Origin of the sequence: Halobacillus sp. Marseille-P3879 (assembly GCF_900240285.1) — a bacterium.
GTDB lineage: Bacteria > Bacillota > Bacilli > Bacillales > Halobacillaceae > Halobacillus_A.
In genome coordinates, this window is sequence record NZ_OESS01000003.1 from 598,906 (window position 1) to 621,248 (window position 22,343).

Annotated in this window: 16 protein-coding genes; 13 read left to right on the forward strand and 3 right to left on the reverse strand. The window is 43.1% G+C overall.

The window, feature by feature from the left end:
- Positions 1 to 58: 58 nt before the first annotated feature.
- The gene (locus tag C1A12_RS17285; RefSeq protein WP_101845846.1) at positions 59 to 976 is read left to right on the forward strand and encodes a diacylglycerol kinase; all 918 of its coding nucleotides are present in this window, start codon (positions 59 to 61) and stop codon (positions 974 to 976) included.
- Positions 977 to 1,057: 81 nt separating this feature from the next.
- On the forward strand, positions 1,058 to 2,437 hold the full coding sequence (gene rlmD / locus C1A12_RS17290) for a 23S rRNA (uracil(1939)-C(5))-methyltransferase RlmD (RefSeq protein ID WP_101845848.1): 1,380 nt from the start codon (positions 1,058 to 1,060) through the stop codon (positions 2,435 to 2,437).
- An 85-nt stretch (positions 2,438 to 2,522) separates the two neighbouring features.
- Here rlmD and katG read toward each other — a convergent pair whose 3' ends face one another.
- On the reverse strand, positions 2,523 to 4,760 hold the full coding sequence (gene katG / locus C1A12_RS17295; protein ID WP_101845850.1) for a catalase/peroxidase HPI: 2,238 nt from the start codon (positions 4,758 to 4,760) through the stop codon (positions 2,523 to 2,525).
- 544 nt (positions 4,761 to 5,304) lie between these two features.
- Positions 5,305 to 6,471, reverse strand: coding sequence for a DUF4317 domain-containing protein (locus C1A12_RS17300; protein WP_101845852.1), 1,167 nt, complete (start codon positions 6,469 to 6,471; stop codon positions 5,305 to 5,307).
- A gap of 191 nt (positions 6,472 to 6,662) precedes the next feature.
- Between C1A12_RS17300 and C1A12_RS17305 the strand changes: the two genes are divergently transcribed.
- On the forward strand, positions 6,663 to 7,034 hold the full coding sequence (locus C1A12_RS17305) for a YbaN family protein (protein WP_101845854.1): 372 nt from the start codon (positions 6,663 to 6,665) through the stop codon (positions 7,032 to 7,034).
- 172 nt (positions 7,035 to 7,206) lie between these two features.
- On the opposite strand, the gene C1A12_RS17310 is transcribed toward C1A12_RS17305, so the two are convergent.
- A complete protein-coding gene (locus C1A12_RS17310) occupies positions 7,207 to 8,790 on the reverse strand; it encodes a BCCT family transporter (protein WP_101845856.1) in 1,584 nt (527 codons plus the stop codon).
- A gap of 312 nt (positions 8,791 to 9,102) precedes the next feature.
- Between C1A12_RS17310 and C1A12_RS17315 the strand changes: the two genes are divergently transcribed.
- From C1A12_RS17315 to C1A12_RS17360, 10 genes are all read left to right on the forward strand, one after another.
- Entirely contained in the window at positions 9,103 to 9,954 is an 852-nt protein-coding gene (locus C1A12_RS17315; RefSeq protein ID WP_101845858.1) for a putative capsular polysaccharide synthesis family protein, read from the forward strand.
- Between the two features lie 21 nt (positions 9,955 to 9,975).
- Entirely contained in the window at positions 9,976 to 11,493 is a 1,518-nt protein-coding gene (murJ, locus tag C1A12_RS17320) for a murein biosynthesis integral membrane protein MurJ (RefSeq protein WP_101845860.1), read from the forward strand.
- 405 nt (positions 11,494 to 11,898) lie between these two features.
- Entirely contained in the window at positions 11,899 to 14,250 is a 2,352-nt protein-coding gene (gene nirB, locus C1A12_RS17325; protein ID WP_101845862.1) for a nitrite reductase large subunit NirB, read from the forward strand.
- Positions 14,251 to 14,289: 39 nt separating this feature from the next.
- Positions 14,290 to 16,437, forward strand: a complete 2,148-nt coding sequence (locus C1A12_RS17330) for a molybdopterin oxidoreductase family protein (protein WP_101845864.1) — start codon at positions 14,290 to 14,292, stop codon at positions 16,435 to 16,437.
- 47 nt (positions 16,438 to 16,484) lie between these two features.
- A complete protein-coding gene (gene nirB / locus C1A12_RS17335; protein WP_101845866.1) occupies positions 16,485 to 18,902 on the forward strand; it encodes a nitrite reductase large subunit NirB in 2,418 nt (805 codons plus the stop codon).
- Between the two features lie 21 nt (positions 18,903 to 18,923).
- Positions 18,924 to 19,247 (forward strand): nitrite reductase small subunit NirD, encoded by a 324-nt coding sequence (nirD, locus tag C1A12_RS17340; RefSeq protein WP_101845868.1) that lies wholly within the window; start codon positions 18,924 to 18,926, stop codon positions 19,245 to 19,247.
- 21 nt (positions 19,248 to 19,268) lie between these two features.
- Positions 19,269 to 20,048: a uroporphyrinogen-III C-methyltransferase gene (gene cobA, locus C1A12_RS17345; RefSeq protein ID WP_101845870.1), complete on the forward strand. Its 780-nt coding sequence runs from the start codon at positions 19,269 to 19,271 to the stop codon at positions 20,046 to 20,048.
- Between the two features lie 19 nt (positions 20,049 to 20,067).
- A complete protein-coding gene (locus tag C1A12_RS17350; protein ID WP_101845872.1) occupies positions 20,068 to 20,802 on the forward strand; it encodes a sirohydrochlorin chelatase in 735 nt (244 codons plus the stop codon).
- 155 nt (positions 20,803 to 20,957) lie between these two features.
- Positions 20,958 to 21,437 (forward strand): DUF2243 domain-containing protein, encoded by a 480-nt coding sequence (locus C1A12_RS17355; RefSeq protein WP_101845874.1) that lies wholly within the window; start codon positions 20,958 to 20,960, stop codon positions 21,435 to 21,437.
- Between the two features lie 20 nt (positions 21,438 to 21,457).
- Entirely contained in the window at positions 21,458 to 22,252 is a 795-nt protein-coding gene (locus tag C1A12_RS17360) for a cytochrome c oxidase assembly protein (protein ID WP_101846538.1), read from the forward strand.
- The last annotated feature ends 91 nt before the right edge of the window (positions 22,253 to 22,343 follow it).

Here is a 22,343-nt window from a genome sequence, read left to right on the forward strand (position 1 = left end):
AATGATGCAAAAAGAGCTATGATGTTATTTGGAGCATGATGGATGAGGGGGTCATACTATGCAGCGTGCCCGTATTATATATAATCCGACCTCTGGGAGAGAGATTATTAGAAAAGTTCTTCCTGATGTCCTGCAGCGCTTTGAACAGGCAGGGTACGAAACTTCTGCCCATGCGACAACGTGTGAAGGCGATGCGACAGAAGCAGCTAAAATTGCTGTTGAGCGTGAGTTTGATGTCGTTGTGGCAGCAGGCGGGGATGGAACAATTAATGAAGTAATAAACGGAATTGCTGAGCAGGAATTCAGACCAAAGCTCGGTATTATTCCTGTGGGAACTACAAACGATTTCGCGCGTGCCTTATGCGTACCGCGTAATATTCATAAAGCGGTAGATGTGATTTTAGCTGATTATTCAACTCCTTTAGATATTGGACGAGTCAACGATCAATATTTCATGAACATTGCCGGCGGCGGTAAAATTACTGAAATTTCGTATGAAGTGCCAAGTAAGCTGAAAACGATGCTTGGACAGCTCGCCTACTATTTAAAAGGCATCGAGATGCTTCCTTCGCTGCGTCCAACATTTGTTCAGATGGAATACGACGGACGTCTCTTTGAAGGGGAAGTGATGCTGTTTCTCGTTTCGAATACCAACTCGGTCGGAGGGCTTGAAAAGCTGGCGCCTGGGGCGAAAATGGATGACGGTGTATTTGATCTAATGATCATTGAGAAAATGAACATCGCTGAATTCGTCCGCCTCGCTACTCTGGCTATTCAGGGCAACCATTTGAACCATCCGAAGTTTATTCATACGACAGCAAGCCGTGTAAAAGTGCATACCGAGGAAAAAATGCAGTTAAACATTGATGGAGAATATGGCGGACAGCTCCCTGGGGAGTTCGTCAATCTATACCGGCATATTGAATTTTTCGTACCGGAGGATAAATTCTCGACAGATCCAAAGGATAATTGTTAACCGTAAACGCTGCCGTTCTAATAACGGTGGCGTTTTTTGTTATAATAGGGAAAGCTAAGAAATGAAAAGGACGGATGAACGATGGCAAAACCTAAACCGCCGGTACAAAAGAATCAAACGATCGAGTTAACCTTCGAGGACCTGACTCATGAAGGCAGCGGCGTCGGCAAAGTGGACGGGTACCCTTTATTCGTGCCGCACGGTCTGCCTGGAGAAAAGGCACAGGTGAAGGTTGTGAAAGTGAAGAAGAACTTCGGATTTGGAAAGCTGCTCGAAGTGGAGACACCGAGCGATGAACGAGTCGAACCGCCATGTGACGTTTATTACCAGTGTGGTGGCTGTCAGCTGCAGCACATGAGCTACAGCATGCAGCTTGAAATGAAGCACAATCAAGTAAAAAACGCGATGAAAAAAATCGCTCATTTAGAGCACGTCCCTGTTCACGAAACGATCGGAATGGCCGATCCATGGCGCTACCGTAATAAAATACAAATTCCCGTCGGGCAAAAAGAAGATGGCCAGCTGATGACCGGCTTTTATCAAAAACGAAGCCATAACATCATCGATATGGATACATGCGTGATACAGGATGAAATGAACGACCGCATGGTAGAATCTGTCCGCCGCATCGCCAGCCGTCTCGGCATCGACGCCTACGACGAAGAGAATCACCGCGGCGTCCTGCGTCACATTATGGTACGCACCGGGCAGACAACGAAGGATATTATGGTCGTCCTTGTCACCCGAACGAAAAAACTTCCCCACCAGGAGAAGTTAATCGACGAGCTCCGGGAAACCTTTCCTAACGTGAAGTCCATCGTCCACAACGTGAACAGCGGCAGGACGAACGTCATTTTAGGAAAAGAAACAAAGGTGATCTGGGGAGATGAATACATTTACGACACCATCGGCGACGTGAAGTTTATGATCTCGCCAAAATCTTTTTATCAGGTCAACCCGACCCAGACGAAAAAGCTTTACGATCAGGCACTTGAATACGCGGACCTTCGAGGAGGAGAAACCGTCATCGACGCCTACTGCGGCATCGGTACGATTTCGTTGTTCCTGGCGCAAAAAGCGAAGAAAGTGTACGGTGTAGAAATTGTTCCTGAAGCGGTAACCGATGCCAAGAAGAATGCCCGCTTAAATAAAATGGACAACGCCAAATTTTACGTCGGACAAGCCGAAGAAATCATGCCATGGTGGCGCAATCAAGGCCTTCAGCCGGATGTAATTGTTGTTGACCCGCCAAGAAAAGGGTGCGACGAGGAACTATTGAAGGCGATGCTGGATATGGGGCCGGAGCGGATTGTTTATGTTTCCTGTAATCCATCGACGCTTGCGCGTGACTTGCGTGTACTTGAGGATGGGGGCTATGAGACGAAAGAAGTACAGCCTGTTGATATGTTTCCGCAGACGAATCATGTGGAGTGTGTGACCTGGTTAGAAAGAAAGTCTTAGATTTATGAATTAAAAAAGCACCTTACCCGATGCCTTAGAAGCCAAACTAACCGCTTCAAGCATCCAGGTAAGGTGCTTTTAATTATTATGCCTGTTGAGACACTGTCAAATCACTAGTTTGTTTAAGATCAAAACGATCCGCGTTCATGACTTTAACCCATGCATTTACGAAGTCACGTACAAATTTTTCTTGATTGTCATCCTGGGCATATACTTCAGCAAGAGCACGCAGGACAGAGTTTGAACCGAATACGAGGTCGACACGTGTAGCTGTGCGAACGAGTTCGCCTGTCTGGCGGTCGCGGCCTTCGTATAAGTTGTAGTCTGACGGCTTCCATTCAATACCCATGTCAAGCAGGTTGACGAAGAAGTCGTTTGTAAGGGAACCGACACGGTCAGTGAATACGCCGTGATCTGTGCCTTTATAGTTCGTTCCCAGCACGCGCATACCACCGATCAATGCTGTCATTTCCGGAGCAGAAAGGCCAAGCAGTTGAGCTTTGTCCACTAACAATTCCTCCGGGCTCAGGGTGTACGCTTTCTTCTCATAGTTTCGGAATCCATCTGCCATCGGCTCTAATACTTCAAAGCTCTCAACGTCTGTCTGTTCTTGTGTGGCATCGCCGCGTCCTGGTGCGAATGGAACGGTAACGTCTACACCTGCATCTTTTGCAGCTTTTTCTATGGCTGCACTTCCGCCGAGAACAATTAAATCAGCGATGCTGACTTTCTTATCCAGCTTGCTTTGGATATCTTCGTAAACTGCAAGCACTTTTTCAAGCTGTTCAGGTTCGTTCACTTCCCAGTTTTTCTGAGGAGCCAGGCGGATGCGGGCGCCATTTGCACCACCGCGCATATCAGAGCCGCGATACGTACTTGCGGAAGCCCATGCTGTTGTAACGAGTTCGCTGACAGATAATCCTGTATTAAGAATCTTCGCTTTCAGTTCTTTGATTTCAGCGTCTGAGAGTTCATAATCCACTTTAGGGATTGGATCCTGCCAGATGAGATCTTCTTCTGGAACTTCAGGTCCAAGGTATCTTGATTTAGGTCCCATGTCACGGTGAAGCAGTTTAAACCAGGCTCGTGCGAACGCATCTGCGAATTCATCCGGATTCGCATGGTAACGGCGTGAAATTTTTTCATAATCAGGGTCTTCACGCAGAGCCATGTCAGCTGTAGTCATAAATGTTGGAACCTTTACAGACGGGTCTTCAGCATCCGGTGCAAGGTCTTCTTCTTTAGGGTTTACTGGTGCCCACTGATTGGCGCCGGCAGCACTCTTTGTAAGCTCCCAGTCATAACCGAATAACAAATCATAGTACCCGTTATCCCAAACAGTCGGATTAGCTGTCCATGCACCATCTACGCCGCTCGTGATCGTATCGCGTCCTTTACCGCTTCCGTGCGTACTGTTCCAGCCTAGACCTTGCTCTTCAATATCTGCTGCCTCTGGTGATCCACCGACCTTTTCAGGGTCCCCTGCACCGTGAGCTTTACCGAATGTGTGCCCACCGGCAATCAAGGCAACTGTTTCTTCATCGTTCATTCCCATGCGGCCGAATGTTTCACGAATGTCGCGGGCACTTGCCAGCGGATCCGGATTTCCGTTAGGACCTTCAGGGTTTACATAGATGAGACCCATCTGTACGGCCGCAAGCGGACTTTCAAGCTCCCGGTCACCTGAGTAACGGTTGTCCCCGAGCCACTCTCTCTCCGTACCCCAGTAAATATCTTCTTCCGGATGCCAGACATCTTCACGTCCTCCGGCAAAACCAAAGGTCTTCAAGCCCATGTCTTCAAGCGCAACATTTCCTGTTAGTACAAGCAAGTCAGCCCAGGAGATCTTGTTTCCGTACTTCTGCTTAATCGGCCAGAGCAGCCTGCGTGCTTTGTCAAGGTTGGCGTTATCCGGCCAGCTGTTCAATGGTGCGAAACGCTGTGTTCCCGTAGCACCGCCGCCTCGGCCATCACCTGTACGATACGTACCGGCTGCGTGCCAGGACATACGGATAAAGAGGGGACCATAGTGTCCATAGTCAGCAGGCCACCATTCCTGACTCGTAGTCATTAGCTCACGAAGGTCCTGCTTAAGTGCGTAATAGTCCAGCTTTTTAAATTCTTCTGCATAATCAAAGTCTTCCCCCATAGGATTCGTCTTCTTATCATGCTGATGTAAAATGTGCAGGTTCAGCTGGTTCGGCCACCAATCTTTATTGGTCGTGCCGACTTTTGCGGTGGTGACAGCATTCTCTTCCTCTGTTTTCCCGTGGGATACTGGGCATTTACCCGCTTGGCTTTCGTGCATTTCATTCTTGTCCATGTTTCATTCTCCCTTCTTTATGTGCAAAAAAGTATTTATAATCTCTCTCAGATTATAATTATAATAAATTAGCACTTGAATTGAAAGTAAGACACTCAAATTCTTGAAATTATTTTCAATTAGGAAACATAGAAAATGATAGATTCACCTTAAGCATATACAGGTACGAATATTATTGTGACAGTAGTAAAAGTCCCATTCACTCTTATTTTAACAAATTTACTGAATTTAAAGTATATTTTATCAGTTTTAAAAAATAAGTGCGAGCCCCCTGATCCTGATAAGGTTTCGTGAATGTTATCAGCCGTTTTTAAAACAGCAGTATAATCCATTTTTTTGAATATATGGTTCTTGGTGGAAGGGGATAAATAAAAGCTGATTATCTTTATTCAATAATAAGTCGTGCACAGGGAAGGAGCGATGGTAAAAATATTTTCTTGGCTCATAAAAAATCCGAACTGATTTCCATAGAATCGTTCGGATTTATATTTCTATTCAGTTTTGTCACAGGCTCTGCATGTGTCTATTAGTCTATATTTTACTTTCACTCGCCAAACGCTTCAGGGAGCATCTTAAATCCATCAATTTCAGCGTCTTCTTCAATTTCAATCATGATACAGCGTTTCCCTTTATAATTTACCTGTCTGACGTATTCCAGGTCTTGAGGGCTGATTGAGATATTGGCTATCTTCGTGTTGATTTTAATAGATTTCGATTTATACTTTGGCACAATACTGCTGGCTTTCAGCTCATATCCTTCGTCATCAGTCACTCTGTGAAAAGCGGTTTTTATTTTTTCAGATTCTACTTTCTCGCCGCTTTGCATTAAAACCCGTTCTACGTCCTTATAATCGAGTTTGGGTGCTTCATCTTCTTCATTTTCTTCTACGACACGATTGATTTCTCCATAGACGTTAGCGAGAGTAGAAGGGTTAAGCTGGTCGCCGACGACATCCTTAATCACTTCCTCAAACACCGCTTTATCTTCCTTAGCCGTCATGATCTCTTCTCCGTTTAATACGTCTTCGATGAAACGATAATCTGGCTCATTAGCTTTTCCCGCGGCATATAACACATGGTTTACGTCTGAAGCTCCATCGGTAATGGCGGGAAATAGAAACCCTGTCATCGGATTCTTTAGGTCAATAACCGGATCTACCTCAATCTTGTATTTAAACTCTTTTTCGACATAGTCGAATTGGATTTCTTTTTTTGGTTCTTCTGTTTTGTTGATGCTGCAAAGAATAAAGGGGTTGGAGTAAACGGCATCTCGTTCACTTTCTTCTGCTTCGTCATTGCGGCTTTTCACAGGCTTTAAGTATTCAGCGCGAATAAACGTAATAACGACATCTTTTTCGTATGGATGGTCTTTGATCATTTTCTCTGTCATCTGCAGCATCTGTTCCTTCCAATCCTCGACCTCGCTGCTTAGTAACCCTCTATGTAAAATAAATTGACTGCTGTTCTCGGCGTCGCGCTGAAACTTCAGTTCAAATAATTTTTCATCCAGCTGACCGGACAGTACTTTCTTAAAATTGTTCATGAACAGTTCTTGTTGATCGGTGTCCAGCATTTCGAACGGCTGGCTCTGGTGATGATAAATGTCTGTCGTTTCCTTCATGATATATACGTTAAAAATGTCAGTGATCTTCAGTAAGTCATTTTCTACTTTAAGCTGTCTGCGGATGCCGGCTATATCTTTTTTATCCATTGTATGTCCACTCCTAAAATTTCCTGGTTGTTCCCTGATTAGAGGTGGTTCTATTTTATCACAGGTTTCTCAACTCCTCTTCACGTTTCCATTTGTATTAACGACAGGAAAGTTTTCATATACTCGCACATTACCGCTGACTCCTTATTGTGATAAAGTTAAAAGAGATTTTATTGTAGTGAGGTATTTCTATGCGAAACGTAAAAAAAGCTCTCCTTCTTATTTCAGGCTGCGTGTCCTTAGCAATTGGGATTCTTGGCATCGTACTTCCGTTAATTCCCACTACTCCTTTACTGCTTTTAGCTGCTGCATGCTTTTTTCGCAGTTCGGAGCGGATGTACTGGTGGCTGCTTGAGAATAAATATTTTGGCCGCTATATTAAAAACTACCGGGAACATCGTGGAATTCCTCTTAAAGCCAAGGTGATCGGGGTCACGGTTTTATGGGTGTCTATTCTGTATTCAGCGTTATTTGTTGTTCCTTTATTGTTTGTAAAAATTCTAATGATCGGGCTTGCCTCGTATTTTACCTGGTTTATTTTATCGTTGAAGACGATCCGCTGATCTTCATCGGTTATTCAAAACAAAAAGCAGGGAATCCAAAGTGAATTTGGAGACTCCCTGCTTTTTTTGTGTGCCAGGAAATTATCATACAACGCAAGCACCCAGACGCTCGCGACATAAGCAATCCGACCGGAGGAAGAGAAGGCCACCTTCCTCCGGCCGTTTTTGTTCATTAATCATCTGAATTGTAATCTTCAATTTGCTTCTGAATTTTAAGGTGGCGTTTGCGTTCTTCTTCAAGTCTGGCTTCTCTGTAGTCCTCGCGGATTGATTTGAGCAGGGATAAACAGGAGATAAACAAGACGATCGAAAACGGCAGTGCACCGATGAGTGAGGCGGTCTGTAAGCCTTCTAAACCGGCGCTTAAGATTAGGATAATGGCCAGGGCAGCAATTAATGTACCCCAGACAATTTTTACTACGACGGATGGGTTTGTGTCTCCATTTGAACTCATCATTCCAAGGACAAATGTTGCGGAGTCCGCTGATGTGACTAAGAATGTGAATAACAGGCAGATGGAGAGAATGGATAAAATAGGTCCTAATGGCAGGTTCTCCAGCATACTGAAGAGGGCTGTTGTTTCATCCTCCGCAACCGCAGCAGCGATATCGGTGCCGTGGAACAGGTCTAAGTTTACTGCTGTCCCGCCAAAGATCCCAATCCAGATCAGTCCTATAAATGGCGGAGCTACCATAACACCAAGTACGAATTCACGTACGGTACGGCCCTTCGAAATACGAGCAACGAACATACCCACAAACGGAGCCCACGCAATCGTCCAGGCCCAGTAATAAACGGGCCAGTCCTGTACCCAGGTGCCTTCGTTATATTGGTCCAGGCGTAAACTTGCCTGGAAGAAGTTTTGCAGGTAGTCCCCTATTCCCATTGTAATCGTATCGAGTATGAAGCCTGTAGGTCCGATAAGTAATACAGCAATCATTAGAAATAGAGCGATGCCAAGGTTGGCATTACTTAAGTATTTTATCCCTCGATCAAGACCGGATAGAGTGGACAGCATAAAGAACACAAACATAACTACAACGATGATAAGTTGGGTTGTGCCGCCTGCCGGAGCATTAAATACGCTTCCAAGTCCGCTGTTAATCTGTAAAACACTCAAGCCGAGCGTCGTGGCAACACCCATTACGGTTGCAATTATCGCAATGATATCAATGGTGTTACGGAGCGGTTTTTTGCCTGTGCTTCCTATAACTGAATTCATCGTGTCGCTGATTAAACTTCTTTCATCCTGACGGTAGATGAAGTAGGAAAGAGCAAGACCTACGAACGTAAAGGAGGCCCATTGGTGGATTCCATTGTTAAAAAAAGCATTCCACATAGCGACCCGGGCAGCCTCTGCGGATTCCGGTTCTATGTTGCCGTCAAATGGAGGGGGTGTACCAAAGTGAGTCATGGGTTCTGCTACGCCCCAGAACACGATACTTACTCCAAATCCACAGCTGAACAGCATAGCAATCCAGGTGAACAGCGGATATTTCGGTTTAACATCATCTCCGCCTAAACGGATTTTTCCATATTTACTGAAGGCTAAGTAGAAATTGAAAAGAATTAAAAATAGCACAAAGACTAAGTAAAACCATCCAAAGGTGTTCGCGATAAAACCGTAAATGTTTTCTGCTTGTGAGGCAAGGGCTTCAGGAGCTAAGCCTCCCCATAGTGCGAATACGAAAATGATAGTAAAAGAAACCCAAAAAACTTTATTCATGAATTTCCATTTTGTCTGTTTTTTATCCATGACAAGTCTCCTTTAAGTAGTGAAAATTTTAGTGCGTTATGTTATCGATCGTGAATATTTTCTCTGGATTTTTGCTTTATCAGCCCCAATCGTTACTCCACTATGCTAGTAACCATACCCTTTTATTAGAAATTTCATGTCAGGAATTTTAAAATGAGTGAATGGTTTACTAGTATAATAGAGAATAGAATTAGTTCATTTCTTTATGAAACAAAAGTATGATGTGGATTGATTAAAATTGTAACTATTGATACGCTCAGTGAATACCATCAATAGTCTTAATTTTTAAAATTTTAAAAGGGGTTCTTTATTTTGTTAAAGAAGATTAATTATTTCAATCAAACCTACAGGAAGAGGGAGAATCTTGTGCTGATCCACCAAATGGGGAAAGTGGGTTCGACTTCGTTGACCAAATCGTTAAAATCATATGGATATCTGCCGCTTCACATCCATAGTTTTTACTCTCCGATCTCTTACGAAATGTATAAGAATTATCACGCCATCAAATTTTATCGTTCGCCATTACATAGGTTAAACTATTTCCTGACGAAACAACTCGTATTAAAATTGTTAAAGAGCAGGAAGAAATTAAAGGTTATTTCTATCGTAAGGGAGCCTGTCTCCAGGAATTTGTCCATGTACTTTCAGGCTTTCCACGTTCCTCTTATGGATATAAACAGCACAACAGATAACCGGCAGGAAGCAAACACTAATCTTCAGGCCTTTAGAAATGATTTCTTTCAGAAGTTTAACCATCATTACGGAATTAACTGGTTCGATAATGAGTTTAAACGGACCTGGAATATTGATGTGTACAATTATCCTTTCCATAAAGAAGAAGGGTATACAGTCATTGAAAAAGGGAACGTCGAAGTGCTTTTATTAACAATGGAAAAGCTGAATGAAGCAGAGCAGATCATTCGAGATTTCCTCGATATGGAGGAGTTCACACTAACTAATGAAAATATGGGGGAGCAGAAGTGGTATCAGTCTGTCTATAAAGAATTTAAACAAAACATTCAACCGAGTGAAGAATATTTAAATGCGCTTTATGACTCAAAATATATGAAGCATTTCTATACGAATGATGAGGTTGAGACATTTAAAGGGAAATATAGGGAGGAAACTCACACACCAACTCCTTCTTTTTCTACAACAAATTGATATAAGTTATTGGAGATCGTTATGAAAAAAGCTGTTGTTATTTTAATGGTATTAACCATTTTTTCTAAATTTATTGGGTTTTTCAGGGATGTTATTCTTGCGTATTTCTACGGAGCTTCAGGGATTAGTGATGCTTATATTATTTCCATGACAATCCCGGTGGTTATTTTTGGGGTTGTTGCCAGAGGAATCTCTACCGGCTATATTCCAATGTACAGCCGGATCGAAGAGGAGGAAGGCAGCCCCGAAGCCATCCGCTATACAAATAATCTAATCAACGTCCTGCTCGCCTTTTGTACGCTGATCGTGGCCGCTGGATTGTTTTTTACTGAACCGATAGTTAAAGTGTTTGCCAGTGGGTTTGAAGGGGCGACATTGCAAACTGCGGTTACATTTACGAGAATCACAATCCTTGGTATTTATTTTACAATTTTTATCCGGGTATTGAGTGCTTACCTGAATTATAAAAAGTACTTCGCTGTTCCTAATCTTCTTGGTATCCCGATGAGTATCATTGTGATTCTTTCGATTATGATCAGTTATCAGTTGAACGTCGTAGACCTTCTGGCTTTTGGATTTGTAACAGCATTGTTCGTCCAGCTGCTTATCTTGCTGCTGTTTGCCTATAAGAAAGGGTACCACTATAAACCGACCTTTGATTTGAAGGATGAACACCTAAAAAAGATGCTTCTTTTAGCCGTGCCTGTCATTCTAGGGTCAATGGTTCACCAAATTAATAAGCTGGTCGACCGTACGCTGGCTTCACAAATTTCAACAGGGGGGATCTCGGCCCTTAACTACGCAAATACATTAAATGGTTTTGTGCACGGGGTGTTTGTCACCTCTATTGCTACGGTGATGTATCCCTTAATTTCAAAAATGGCATCGAAGGACAACATAGAAGGGTTAAAACGTTCCTTATATCAATCTATTATTGGTATCTCTGTATTAATTGTACCCGCAACCGTGGGATCGATGTTGTTTGCTGAACCGATCGTACGAATGCTGTTTGATCGGGGAGCTTTTGATGCTCAGGCCGTAACGATGACAGCTGGGGCTTTTTTCTTCTATTCCATCGGGATGATGGGGACCGGATTGCGTGTTATTTTATCTAAGGCGTTCTTTTCTTTACAGGATACCAGGACGCCTATGGTGAATGCAGCGATGGCCATGGGGTTAAATATTGTGTTAAACCTGATCCTCTCCAGATATATGGGGATTAGCGGACTGGCTTTAGCCACAAGTATTTCAGCGATCTTTTGTACTGTTTTATTATTTTATAATTTAAGGAATAAACTTGGTTCCTTGAATTACAGACGAATGACTGGGTCGTTTTTAAAAGTCGTTGCTGCCTCCTTGATTATGGGAGCAGCAGCGGAGTTAGTCTACCATTCACTGTTAAATGTGATTGACTTTCAAATTACATTAATCATAACGATTATTACGGCAGCTGTTATTTACTTAGCAGTAGTGTATTTTATGAAGATTGAAGAAATTACTCCATTAGTAAACGGAATTCGACAAAAATTAAAACTTTAATCAAACCGGGCCAAAACTGAATAAAGCATAAAGTAATCCGAACGATTCTGTGGAATCCGTTCGGATTTTTTTATGACCCATGAAAGAATTCTTACATTCCTCCGTCAAAACACTTCGCTTTCCGTGAGCACGGGCTCAGCTTCAAGGATTGCGGATCGTCGACTCGCGCAGTTCCCTCAGTTGGGCTGTAAACATAGATGTCATTTTTATTAACGTGTAAATAATAACGAGACTTAGAAAACCTATATTTAATATATATTGGGTACATTTCCCTCTACTAATATCACTATATGTTAACTTTCTTAACATAAAAGGTTACATCATCGTTTGTTATGTGATATATTTAATTTAAATATTCAAACATTTTAAACAAATGAGGATAAGCGTCTGTTGGAGGTTTATAGGATGAAAAAGCAGCAGCTTGTAGTGATAGGAAACGGAATGGCAGGTATACGGTGTGTGCAGAATATCCTTCAGGAAGATTCAAATGCTTTTGAGATCAGTATGTTTGGCAGTGAGCCGCATACAAGCTACAGCAGGATTATGCTTTCTTCCGTTTTGCAAGGAGATACATCGTTAAGTGATATTACGATACGGCCGTATGAATGGTATAAAAAGAACGGTATTCAATTATTCACAGGGGAAACCGTAATAAAAATTAATACAAAGGATAAGAAATTAATTACCGATCAAAATCGGATAGTAAAGTACGACAAGTTAATCGTAGCTACCGGCTCGACTCCATTTATCTTACCTGTCGATGGTGCAGATAAAGACGGAGTTCTCTCGTTTAGAACCATACAAGACTGCGAACGAATGATGGACGCAGCTGAAAAGCACACCAAAGCTGTCGTTATTGGAGGTGGACTGCTTGGTCTTGAGGCAGCTCGAGGATTGCTGAACCTGGGAATGAAAACCCATGTGGTGCACATATCCAACTATATTATGGAGAGACAATTAGATGAGCAGGCTTCTTTGATGCTTAAGGAGCAGCTCGAGGAGCAGGGAATGAACTTTCTTCTGGAGAAAGAATCGGCCGAAATTTTTGGTGAGCATAGGGTAGAAGGAATTCGATTTAAAGATGGAACTTCGATCGAAGCTGACCTTGTCGTTATGGCCGTGGGAGTAAAGCCTAATGTCCAGTTAGCGAATGAAGCCGGTTTAGCGACAGGCCGCGGAATTCTCGTCAATGACAAACTGGAAACCAGTGCTCCTGATGTGTTTGCGGTCGGGGAATGTGCTGAGCATCGGGGGAGGGTATACGGGTTAGTGCAACCTTTATACGAACAAGGGGAAGTGTTAGCGAAACATTTATGCAGGAAAAAGAATGAAGGGTATAAAGGCTCTCTGCTTTACACTCAACTGAAGATTTCAGGAGTAAACGTATTCTCTGCAGGTGAAATTGTTCCTGGAGAAGGAACGAAAGCCATTCAATACCTTGATGAGTCAGAAGCTGTTTATAAAAAAATATTCTTCAAAGGTAATAAAGCTGTCGGTACTGTGATGTTTGGCGACACTAAAGCAGGGCCTCAGGTGTTGGATGCCATTGAGAAGAACAAAGTAATTTCACCGCAGGATAAGCCGGAATTATTAGAAACACCCTGTCCTGAAAATTCAGTAGCTGCTTCTCAAGCATTAGATCAATCCATTTGTACATGCAACAGTGTGAGTAAAGGAGAAATCATCCAGGCGGTTCAGCAGGGAAATTTATCTTCCGTAGAACAGGTTAAAGAGCATACGAAAGCTTCTAGTTCCTGCGGAGGATGTAAACCGTTAGTTTCTGATTTGCTGGATTATGTACGCAGTGAAGGCTTTAACGAAAGTGTAGTAAATGAAAAACCGCTTTGTCATTGCACCTCTTTAACGGAAGATGAGGTTGTTGAACAGATTCAGCTTCAAAATCTATCGAATGTGAAGGAAGTCATGAACCAGCTGGGATGGATAAAGCGTGAAGGATGTACTACGTGCCGGCTTGCTCTGGATTACTATTTAGGAATGATTCACAACCAGCATAAAAAATGGGAGGAAGAGATGGTGTTTAGTGAAAAGCAGAAGGCTGTCCTCCAGCATGACGGCCGTTATGCGGTCGTTCCCCAATTGTATGGTGGTGAATTGACAATTGATCAATTGAAGAAGATCACGAATGTTTCCGAAAGGTACAACCTTTCTAAACTTGCTGTTGGAGCAGACCAAAGAATTCACATTTTTGGAATAAATAAAAAAGATCTTCCAGAGATATGGGAATCACTGGATATGCCGCTTCGCTCTCCGTACGGCAACCGGGTTGAACCGGTGAAAACGAACGTGGGGACCCACGATTGTAAATGTGAGAAACATAAAGCACAGAAGCTTGCCCGGAATATAGAAAGAAAAACAGAGCTGCTTCAAACACCGTACCGGGTGAAAATGGGGATCTCTTCATGCATCCATAACGGAGCGGGTTCGACTACGAAGGATTTCGGCGCCATTAAGGTGGATCGGACCTGGGAGATTTACATCGGGGGAAGCAGCGGCAGGAATGCTAGAAAAGCCCAGCTGCTATGTGTAGTAGAAGAAGACCATCAAGTAGAGGAAATGATCCTTGGATGTCTGCAATATTATCGAAAGTCAGCTCGCTATTTAGAGAGGACCTGGCAGTGGGTGGACCGCTTAAGTCTCGTACACATACGGGAAGTCCTCTTTAACCAGGAGCTTTGTGAGGATTTACTGCAGACGCTGAAAGAGGATATGTCTCTCTCTAAAACAAGTAGTCCATAACTAAGAACTTCACATTATTAGGGAAAAGGATGAGCCGGCTTGACTGAATTAATGTTGAAATATTTTCGCACCAAACAGCAGGAAGCCCAATCAGAAAGAGTTTATGAATCTCAATGTCCTTTTTGCAGCATGCAATGCAAAATGCAGTTACTAGAACAACAAGTTGTTTCACGTACATCATATAAGACAGTGGGCAAGGATAACCCCACTACTCAAGGCAGATTGTGTGTGAAAGGAATGAACGCTCATCAGCATGCGTTTCATAGAGATCGACTCATGCAGCCGCTGCTGAAAAGAAACGGAGAGTTTGTGCCGATCAGTTGGAGTGAAGCATTAGAAAAAATTAAGACTCACTTTACTGACATTCAGGAACAGGACGGATTGGATGCACTATCTGTTTATGGAAGTGCTTCACTGACGAACGAAGAAGCTTACCTGCTCGGGAAGTTTGCCAGAGTAGGATTAAAAACAAAGCATATTGATTACAATGGAAGGCTTTGCATGTCCTCGGCTGCTACAGGTGCAAATCAAAGCTTTGGAGTCGATCGGGGGTTTACGAATTCCCTTCAGGAGATTCCTCGTACACGATGTATTGTGCTGGCTGGAACCAACATAGCAGAGTGTCAGCCTACCATTATGCCTTATTTTGAACAGGCGAAAGAAAATGGTGCATATATTATAACAATTGATCCAAGGGAAACAGCAACGACCGATATTGCCGACTTGCATTTAAAAAATAAACCAGGCACAGACGTTGTGTTAGCCAGTGCCCTGCTGAAAATAATAATAGAAGAAGATTTAATAGATAAAGAGTTTATAAATAATAGAGTCCAGGGATTTGAAGAGGCGGCTCACGAGGTATCTTTACTTGATTTAGAAGAGTGCGCATTTGCGACGGGAGTTCCGAAAGACCAGCTGTACCAGGCTGCTATCACCTTTGGCCAAGAAGAGTCGGGGATGATCTTCACAGCCAGAGGAATTGAACAGCAGCTTGATGGGACGGAAGCTGTACGAAGTTTTATTAACATCCTGCTAGCCACAGGGAAAATCGGCAGACCTTATTCAGGATTTGGTGCAGTTACGGGCCAGGGGAACGGCCAGGGAGCAAGAGAGCATGGTCAAAAATCTGATCAGCTGCCGGGCTATCGTTCCATTGAAAATGAGGCTGACCGTAAGTATATCGCACATCTGTGGGAAGTGGAGGAAAAAGAACTTCCTCGTAAAGGTGTTTCAGCATATGAAATGTTTGAAGAGATCGACCGAGGAAAAATCACTGGCATGCTCGTGATGTGCTCGAACCCGTTAATCTCCAATCCAAACGCAAACTTTATAAAGAAATCTCTTCAGAAGCTTAAATTTCTAGTTGCCGTAGATATGTTCCTATCAGAAACGGCTGAGCTTGCAGACTTAGTTCTTCCGGCTTCCTCTTATCTAGAAGATCAAGGGACAATGACGAATGTGGAAGGCCGAGTAACTTTAAGAGAAGCTAGTTATCCTCTGCCTGGAAAAGTGAAACATGATTGGCAGATTATCTGTGAGATTGCCTCCGTGATGGGAAAGAGTGATCAATTCTCCTACCAATCGCCTGAGGAGATTTTCAATGAATTACGAATCGCCTCCCGCGGAGCAAGGGCCGATTACTATGGAATAACCTATGAAAAGATCAGGAAAGATGAAGGGGTTTTATGGCCGTGTCCAGAGTTGGAACATAATGGAACAGCACGATTGTTTGAAGAAGAATTCGCTCATCAGGATGGGAAAGCCAGGATGGCCGTTTTAAATAAGGGAAGAGGGACTCCAAAAGAAAAAACATCGGACGCGTTTCCGCTTTTCCTAACAACCGGGAGGGTGATGTCCCATTACTTAACAGGAGAGCAGACGAGGAAAAGTCCTTCGTTAGCTGCCAGGCATATTGAGTCATTTATGGAAGTCCACCCTGATACGGCTGAGAAATATAATCTGAAGGATCAAATGCTTGTACGAGTTACTTCAGAGCATGGCGGTATAATTGTGCGCTGCAGACGGTCAAAGAATATACGAAAGGACACAGTGTTTGTACCTTTTCACTGGGGAGGCGATCAAAACGTGAACCGTCTCGTTAGTGGTGAATTAGACCCCTTCTGCAGAATGCCGGGCTTCAAATTAACAACAGTAAAAGTAGAACCTGCTTTAGCTAGAAGTGTTTAACTCTATACAAAGTTAAGATTGATCAATAATTGTGGAGGGATTGCGACATGGAAAAACAGAAGTTAGTGCTGATTGGTAACGGTATGGCTGGTGTTCGGGCAGTTGAAGAAATTTTGAATTTATCTCCTGATCAATTTGATATTACCGTATTCGGGAGTGAACCTTATCCAAACTATGATCGTATTCAATTGTCCAAAGTGCTGCAAGGTGATACAGAAATAGAAGATATTACATTAAATACGTGGGAGTGGTACGAAGAAAACAATATTCTATTATATCCTGGTGAGACGGTTACTAATGTAGATACGAAGGAACAAACAGTTACAACAGATAAAGATCGTCATGTTCGTTACGACAAATTAATCATAGCTACTGGTTCTGTTCCATTCATGCTGCCGCTGCCTGGAGCTGATAAAGAGGGGGTCACAGCTTTCCGGGACATTAAAGACTGTGAACAAATGATAGAGTCCTCACAGGAATACAAAAAAGCAGTCGTTATCGGTGGAGGCCTGCTTGGCTTAGAAGCAGCCCGTGGCCTGCTGAATCTTGGAATGGAAGTAGATGTCGTCCATCTTGCAGACTTTCTAATGGAAAGACAATTAGATCGCACCGCTGGTAAGATGCTGCAAACAGAGTTAGAAGACCAGGGAATGAATTTTCTGTTAGAAAAACAATCTTCCGAAATTATAGGGGGAGAGAGGGTAGAAGGTTTAAGGTTCAATGATGGAGAAGAAGTGGAAGCTGATTTAATTGTCATGGCGGTAGGTATAAAGCCAAATGTGAGCCTGGCCAAAGAAAGCGGCATTCCTGTTAATCGAGGAATCATAGTTGATGATCATTTAGAAACGCAGATTCCTAATGTATTTGCCGTTGGTGAGTGTGCAGAACATAAAGAGATGGTATATGGACTGGTTGCCCCGTTATACCAGCAAGGCAAGGAGATGGCAAAGAGAATCTGTGGTGTTGAAAGTGAAGGCTATCAGGGTTCCGTTTTATCTACCCAGTTAAAGGTCTCAGGAGTCGATGTATTTTCAACAGGAAAAATCAATGAGGATGAGAATACGAAAACGGTAAAAGTGTTTGATGACTGGCGTGGAATTTATCAGAAAGTGCTCGTGGATGAAGGAAGAATCACCGGGGCTGTCCTATTTGGGGATACGAAAGATGGAAATCGACTGTTAACCCTGATTAATAAGGGGGCCGCCATTGAAGAGTATCTTGACGAAGGGAAAAACGAAGAAGCTGGGATCGATTTCATTGAATCTATGGGAGCAGAGGAAATTGTATGCGGCTGTAACGGGGTGACTAAAGGTTCCATAGTCGAAGCAATTGGAGAACAAGGTCTGACGACTGTGGAGCAAGTCAAAGGATGCACAAACGCATCTCGTTCATGCGGCGGCTGTAAACCACTAGTTGCGGACCTGCTTGAGCATACACTAGGAGATGAATATGACCAGAACCAGAAAGAGTCAATTTGTGCCTGTACTTCTTTATCAAGAGATGAAGTGGTTGAGGAAATAAAAACCAAGGGCCTTACCCATACAAGGGAAGTCATGAATGTACTCGACTGGAATACTGAGGCAGGCTGCTCTAAATGTAAGCCGGCATTAAATTATTATCTCGGTATGCTGAATCCTTCAGAGTATAAGGATGAGAAGGAATCACGTTTCGTAAATGAAAGATTGCACGCCAATATTCAAAACGACGGGACATATTCCGTAGTTCCAAGAATGTATGGAGGAGTAACAAATGCAGACGACTTAAGAAAAATCGCTGACGTTGCTGACAAATATGAAGTGAAAATGATTAAGGTAACCGGCGGGCAGCGTCTAGATTTATTAGGTGTCAATAAAGAAGACCTCCCTGGGATTTGGTCAGAGCTGGACATGCCGTCAGGCTCGGCCTATGCCAAAGGCTTACGTACAGTGAAAACTTGTGTAGGAGCAGACTTCTGCCGGTTTGGAACACAGGATTCCATAGGCTTAGGTGTGCAAATGGAGAAGAAATTTGAAGGTCTTAATACACCGCACAAGGTGAAAATGAGTGTCTCAGCATGTCCGAGAAACTGTGCTGAAGGGTCAGTGAAAGACGTAGGTGTAGTCGGGCTTGATGGCGAATTTGAAATCTATGTCGGCGGAAATGGCGGGACTCATATGAGACAGGCCGAGCTTTTATCTAAAGTGAAGACAGAAGAAGAAGTGTTAGATACAACGGCGGCTTTCCTGCAATATTATCGTGAAAACGCCAACTATCTTGAACGTACATCGGCCTGGGTCGAACGCGTAGGTTTAGATCACATTCAAAGTGTCTTATCCAATAAGAAGACGTTTATCGAATTAAACCAAAGAATGGATGAAGCTCTTGCTGCAGTGCAGCAGCAGGATCCGTGGAAGGAAGCGATTGAGGATGAAACCCTGCTGAGAGACCTATATAAAAACGTGAAAGTAGCTGCTGGTTCAAACTAATTTACAGAGGAGGAGATTTACATGGAACAAGTGGTAAACAAAGTGTTTGTAGCAAAGGTAGAAGAGCTTCCGGAGAACTTAGGAAGAACGGTCCATGCAGGAGGTCTTGAGTTAGCTATATTTAAATTGGCTGACGGTGATGTACGTGTAATTGAAAACCGCTGTCCTCACAAAGGTGGAGTACTTGCCGAAGGAATGGTGAGCGGTGAGCATGTATTCTGCCCTATGCATGATTGGAAGATAAGCGTTAAAGATGGGAAGGTTCAGGATCCAGATACAGGATGTGTGAACACGTATGAAGTAGAAGTAGAAAAGGGGAGCGTCTACATTTATATTCCAGAATAAAAGCCTTTGAGGAGGGCAATGATGGCAAAAGTATATTTAGTGGGTGCAGGCCCGGGAGATCCAGAATTAATTACATTAAAAGCACAAAAATGCATTCAGGAAGCTGATGTCATTTTATACGATCGGTTAGTGAATAAGGCATTGCTGGAGCATGCAAAACCAGATGTGGATCTGGTTTTTTGCGGAAAGCACCCTCAGTTCCATATCGTAAAACAGGAAACGATTAATCATCTGCTTGTGAAGTATGCTAAACAAGGCAGGACCGTCACACGTTTAAAAGGCGGGGATCCCTATGTATTCGGGAGAGGAGCAGAAGAAGCAGAAGCTTTAGCCAGACACGGGATTAAGAGTGAGGTCGTGCCGGGCATTACTTCTGGCATCGCTGCCCCTGCTTATGCGGATATTCCTGTCACTCATCGTGAACTTGGGAGTTCCTTTGCTGTAATTGCAGGCCACCGGTGTAAAGGAAATGATAAAGAAATCGATTGGAAAACTCTCTCCGAAAATATAGATACGTTAGCCATATATATGGGGGTGAGTAATCTTCCATACATTTGCAGTCAGCTGCTTTTGGCAAAGGGCAGAAGTGATACTCCAGTGGCGGTTATTGAACAAGGAACAACTGAAGAACAGAGAGTAGTGACAGGAACGCTTTCTACCATTGTGGAAATAGCGGATGAAGCAGAGGTTAAGAATCCTGCCATGATTGTCGTCGGAGAAGTCGTGCGTTTTCGAGCCCGTCTTAAGGAGTTGTTAGCTGAGGACCCGGCTTTTTCAGGGGTTCATGTAATGGAAGCATAAATAAAGGTGGAGTGATGGTATGCAAGCCGTGCTGTATGTGGGGCATGGAAGCCGTATGGAAGAAGCAGTAACTGAGGCAGCTGCTTTTATGAAGGAAACTATGAAAAAGATCGATTACCCCATCCAGGAATATTGCTTTCTTGAACTAGCTTCTCCTTCTATATTGGAGGGAATCGAGATCTGTGTGCAGGAAGGGGCCTCAAAAATTGCTGTTGTCCCGGTGCTGCTTTTATCAGCAGGACATGCCAAAACAGATATACCAGAAGAAATCGATAAAGCCAGTCATTATTATCCGGAAATTGAATTCACTTACGGATGTCCTTTAGGGGTTCACCCCATGATGATAGATATCCTCGTAGAAAGAATGATAGAAACTAATCCTATCACAACGGATATGGATATAGTAATTGTCGCAAGAGGAAGCAGGGATCCTGATACGGTAAGAGACGTGAAATCGATCGCTCACTCATTAAAGAGAAAGCTAGGTGTAAATTCAATCGAATACTGTTTCTTAACGGCAGCCCATCCTCGATTTGAAGTGAAACTGAAAGAAATGGTCACTGGCGGAAGAAAACATGTCATAATTCTTCCTTATTTATTATTTACAGGAATATTAATCAATGAAATGAAACGATATGTGAATACGCTCCCTCTACAAAGTTACCAGCGTGTTGACATGGGTAATTATTTAAACGGCCATCCCAATTTGAATCGGCTGCTTAAGAAAAGAATTCAGGAAGCCGTTAAAATGTAAATACGAAGCAGCCCCAGGCAGAATCAGGCCTGGGGTTTTTGTGGCTGGCTCCTCAACTAATATTAATTTTGTTCTCATTTTTGGTGACAGTACGTTTATAGGAAAATACCGGGGGAATAATTTAGTGAAGCCACTTATAGAGGAGGGAGCCTGGAATGGCAGCACATACACCATCTGCAGAAGGCGCTACATATTTATCAAGAAATCTTTGGTCTGGATTTTTATTTGGAATTGGTCTGGTCGCTTTTTTAGATGAAACAGTTTTTCACCAGTTATTACATTGGCATCACTTTTATGATAAATCAACAACAAACGTCGGGCTTGTTTCAGATGGTTTCTTTCATGCACTCAGCTGGTTTGCAACAATTGGTGGACTTTTTTTATTTGCCGATTTACGAAGAAGAAATGCTGTGGCGATGAAAAGATGGTGGGGAGGCATTCTGCTTGGTGCGGGTGCGTTTCAGCTTTACGATGGGATCATTCAGCATAAATTGATGCGTATTCACCAAATACGGTATGTCGACAATGTTATTGTGTACGATATAATCTGGAATCTGATTGCTTTATTGATGATTATTATTGGAGTAGTTTTGGTAAGACGTACACGCCATGGAAATGGGAGGGGGCGAGGGTGAACGGTCAGCATCATAGTGCCATGGTAACAGGAGAAGGTTTTTTGATGGCCCAGGTCCTTTTGACTCTTCCATTTATAATTATCCTGGCTGTTTATTGTACAGCCTTATATACATTAAAAAAGAAGCAGCAGAATTGGCCTTTACACCGGTCAATCATGTTTTTTACAGGTGTCCTCTGTGCCCTTGTGACAGTTGTAGGACCTTTCGCTCATTGGGCGCATTCCAATTTCATTATCCATATGGCCGGACATCTGCTGTTAGGAATGCTCGCTCCACTATTAATGGTTCTGGCCGCGCCGCTCACTTTATTCTTAAAAGCTCTGCCGGTAGATTCTGCGAAAAAAATTACATTCATTTTACGATCCCGTCCTGCCGGTTTACTGACGCATCCGGTAATTACATCACTCCTTAACGTAGGAGGCCTGTGGATCCTTTATACTACGAGTCTCTATTCCATGATGCACGAGTATGTAGGGTTACATATTATAATTCACTTCCATGTTTTTGTTGCCGGTTATTTATTCACAGCGTCGCTCCTGTACATTGATCCGACTTCCCACAGGAAGAGTTATTTGTACCGTTCGATTATTTTAATTCTGGCTCTTGCAGGGCACGGCATCCTATCTAAGTATATCTATGGACACCCGCCTGAAGGAGTACCAGTTTCTCAAGCAGAAGCCGGAGGCATGCTTATGTATTACGGAGGGGATGCAATAGATTTAATGATCGTCTTTTTCCTTTGTCTGCACTGGTTTCGGGCAACTCGTCCCCGTTCTTCCCGGAGTGGAGGTGTGGAGACCTGCCAAACGGTGTAAGAGCAGTTCCTGCCTCAATAATACTATATCGATATGCAGAAAATTATGATAAAATCTGACGATAGATTTGAATTTTCAATCTATTTTTAAA

Coding starts and splice junctions, on each gene's coding strand:
- C1A12_RS17285 (WP_101845846.1), top strand. CDS start 59: ATGCAGCGTGCCCGTATTATATATAATCCGACCTCTGGGAGAGAGATT.
- rlmD (WP_101845848.1), top strand. CDS start 1,058: ATGGCAAAACCTAAACCGCCGGTACAAAAGAATCAAACGATCGAGTTA.
- katG (WP_101845850.1), bottom strand. CDS start 4,760: ATGGACAAGAATGAAATGCACGAAAGCCAAGCGGGTAAATGCCCAGTA.
- C1A12_RS17300 (WP_101845852.1), bottom strand. CDS start 6,471: ATGGATAAAAAAGATATAGCCGGCATCCGCAGACAGCTTAAAGTAGAA.
- C1A12_RS17305 (WP_101845854.1), top strand. CDS start 6,663: ATGCGAAACGTAAAAAAAGCTCTCCTTCTTATTTCAGGCTGCGTGTCC.
- C1A12_RS17310 (WP_101845856.1), bottom strand. CDS start 8,790: ATGGATAAAAAACAGACAAAATGGAAATTCATGAATAAAGTTTTTTGG.
- murJ (WP_101845860.1), top strand. CDS start 9,976: ATGAAAAAAGCTGTTGTTATTTTAATGGTATTAACCATTTTTTCTAAA.
- nirB (WP_101845862.1), top strand. CDS start 11,899: ATGAAAAAGCAGCAGCTTGTAGTGATAGGAAACGGAATGGCAGGTATA.
- nirB (WP_101845866.1), top strand. CDS start 16,485: ATGGAAAAACAGAAGTTAGTGCTGATTGGTAACGGTATGGCTGGTGTT.
- nirD (WP_101845868.1), top strand. CDS start 18,924: ATGGAACAAGTGGTAAACAAAGTGTTTGTAGCAAAGGTAGAAGAGCTT.
- cobA (WP_101845870.1), top strand. CDS start 19,269: ATGGCAAAAGTATATTTAGTGGGTGCAGGCCCGGGAGATCCAGAATTA.
- C1A12_RS17350 (WP_101845872.1), top strand. CDS start 20,068: ATGCAAGCCGTGCTGTATGTGGGGCATGGAAGCCGTATGGAAGAAGCA.
- C1A12_RS17355 (WP_101845874.1), top strand. CDS start 20,958: ATGGCAGCACATACACCATCTGCAGAAGGCGCTACATATTTATCAAGA.
- C1A12_RS17360 (WP_101846538.1), top strand. CDS start 21,458: ATGGTAACAGGAGAAGGTTTTTTGATGGCCCAGGTCCTTTTGACTCTT.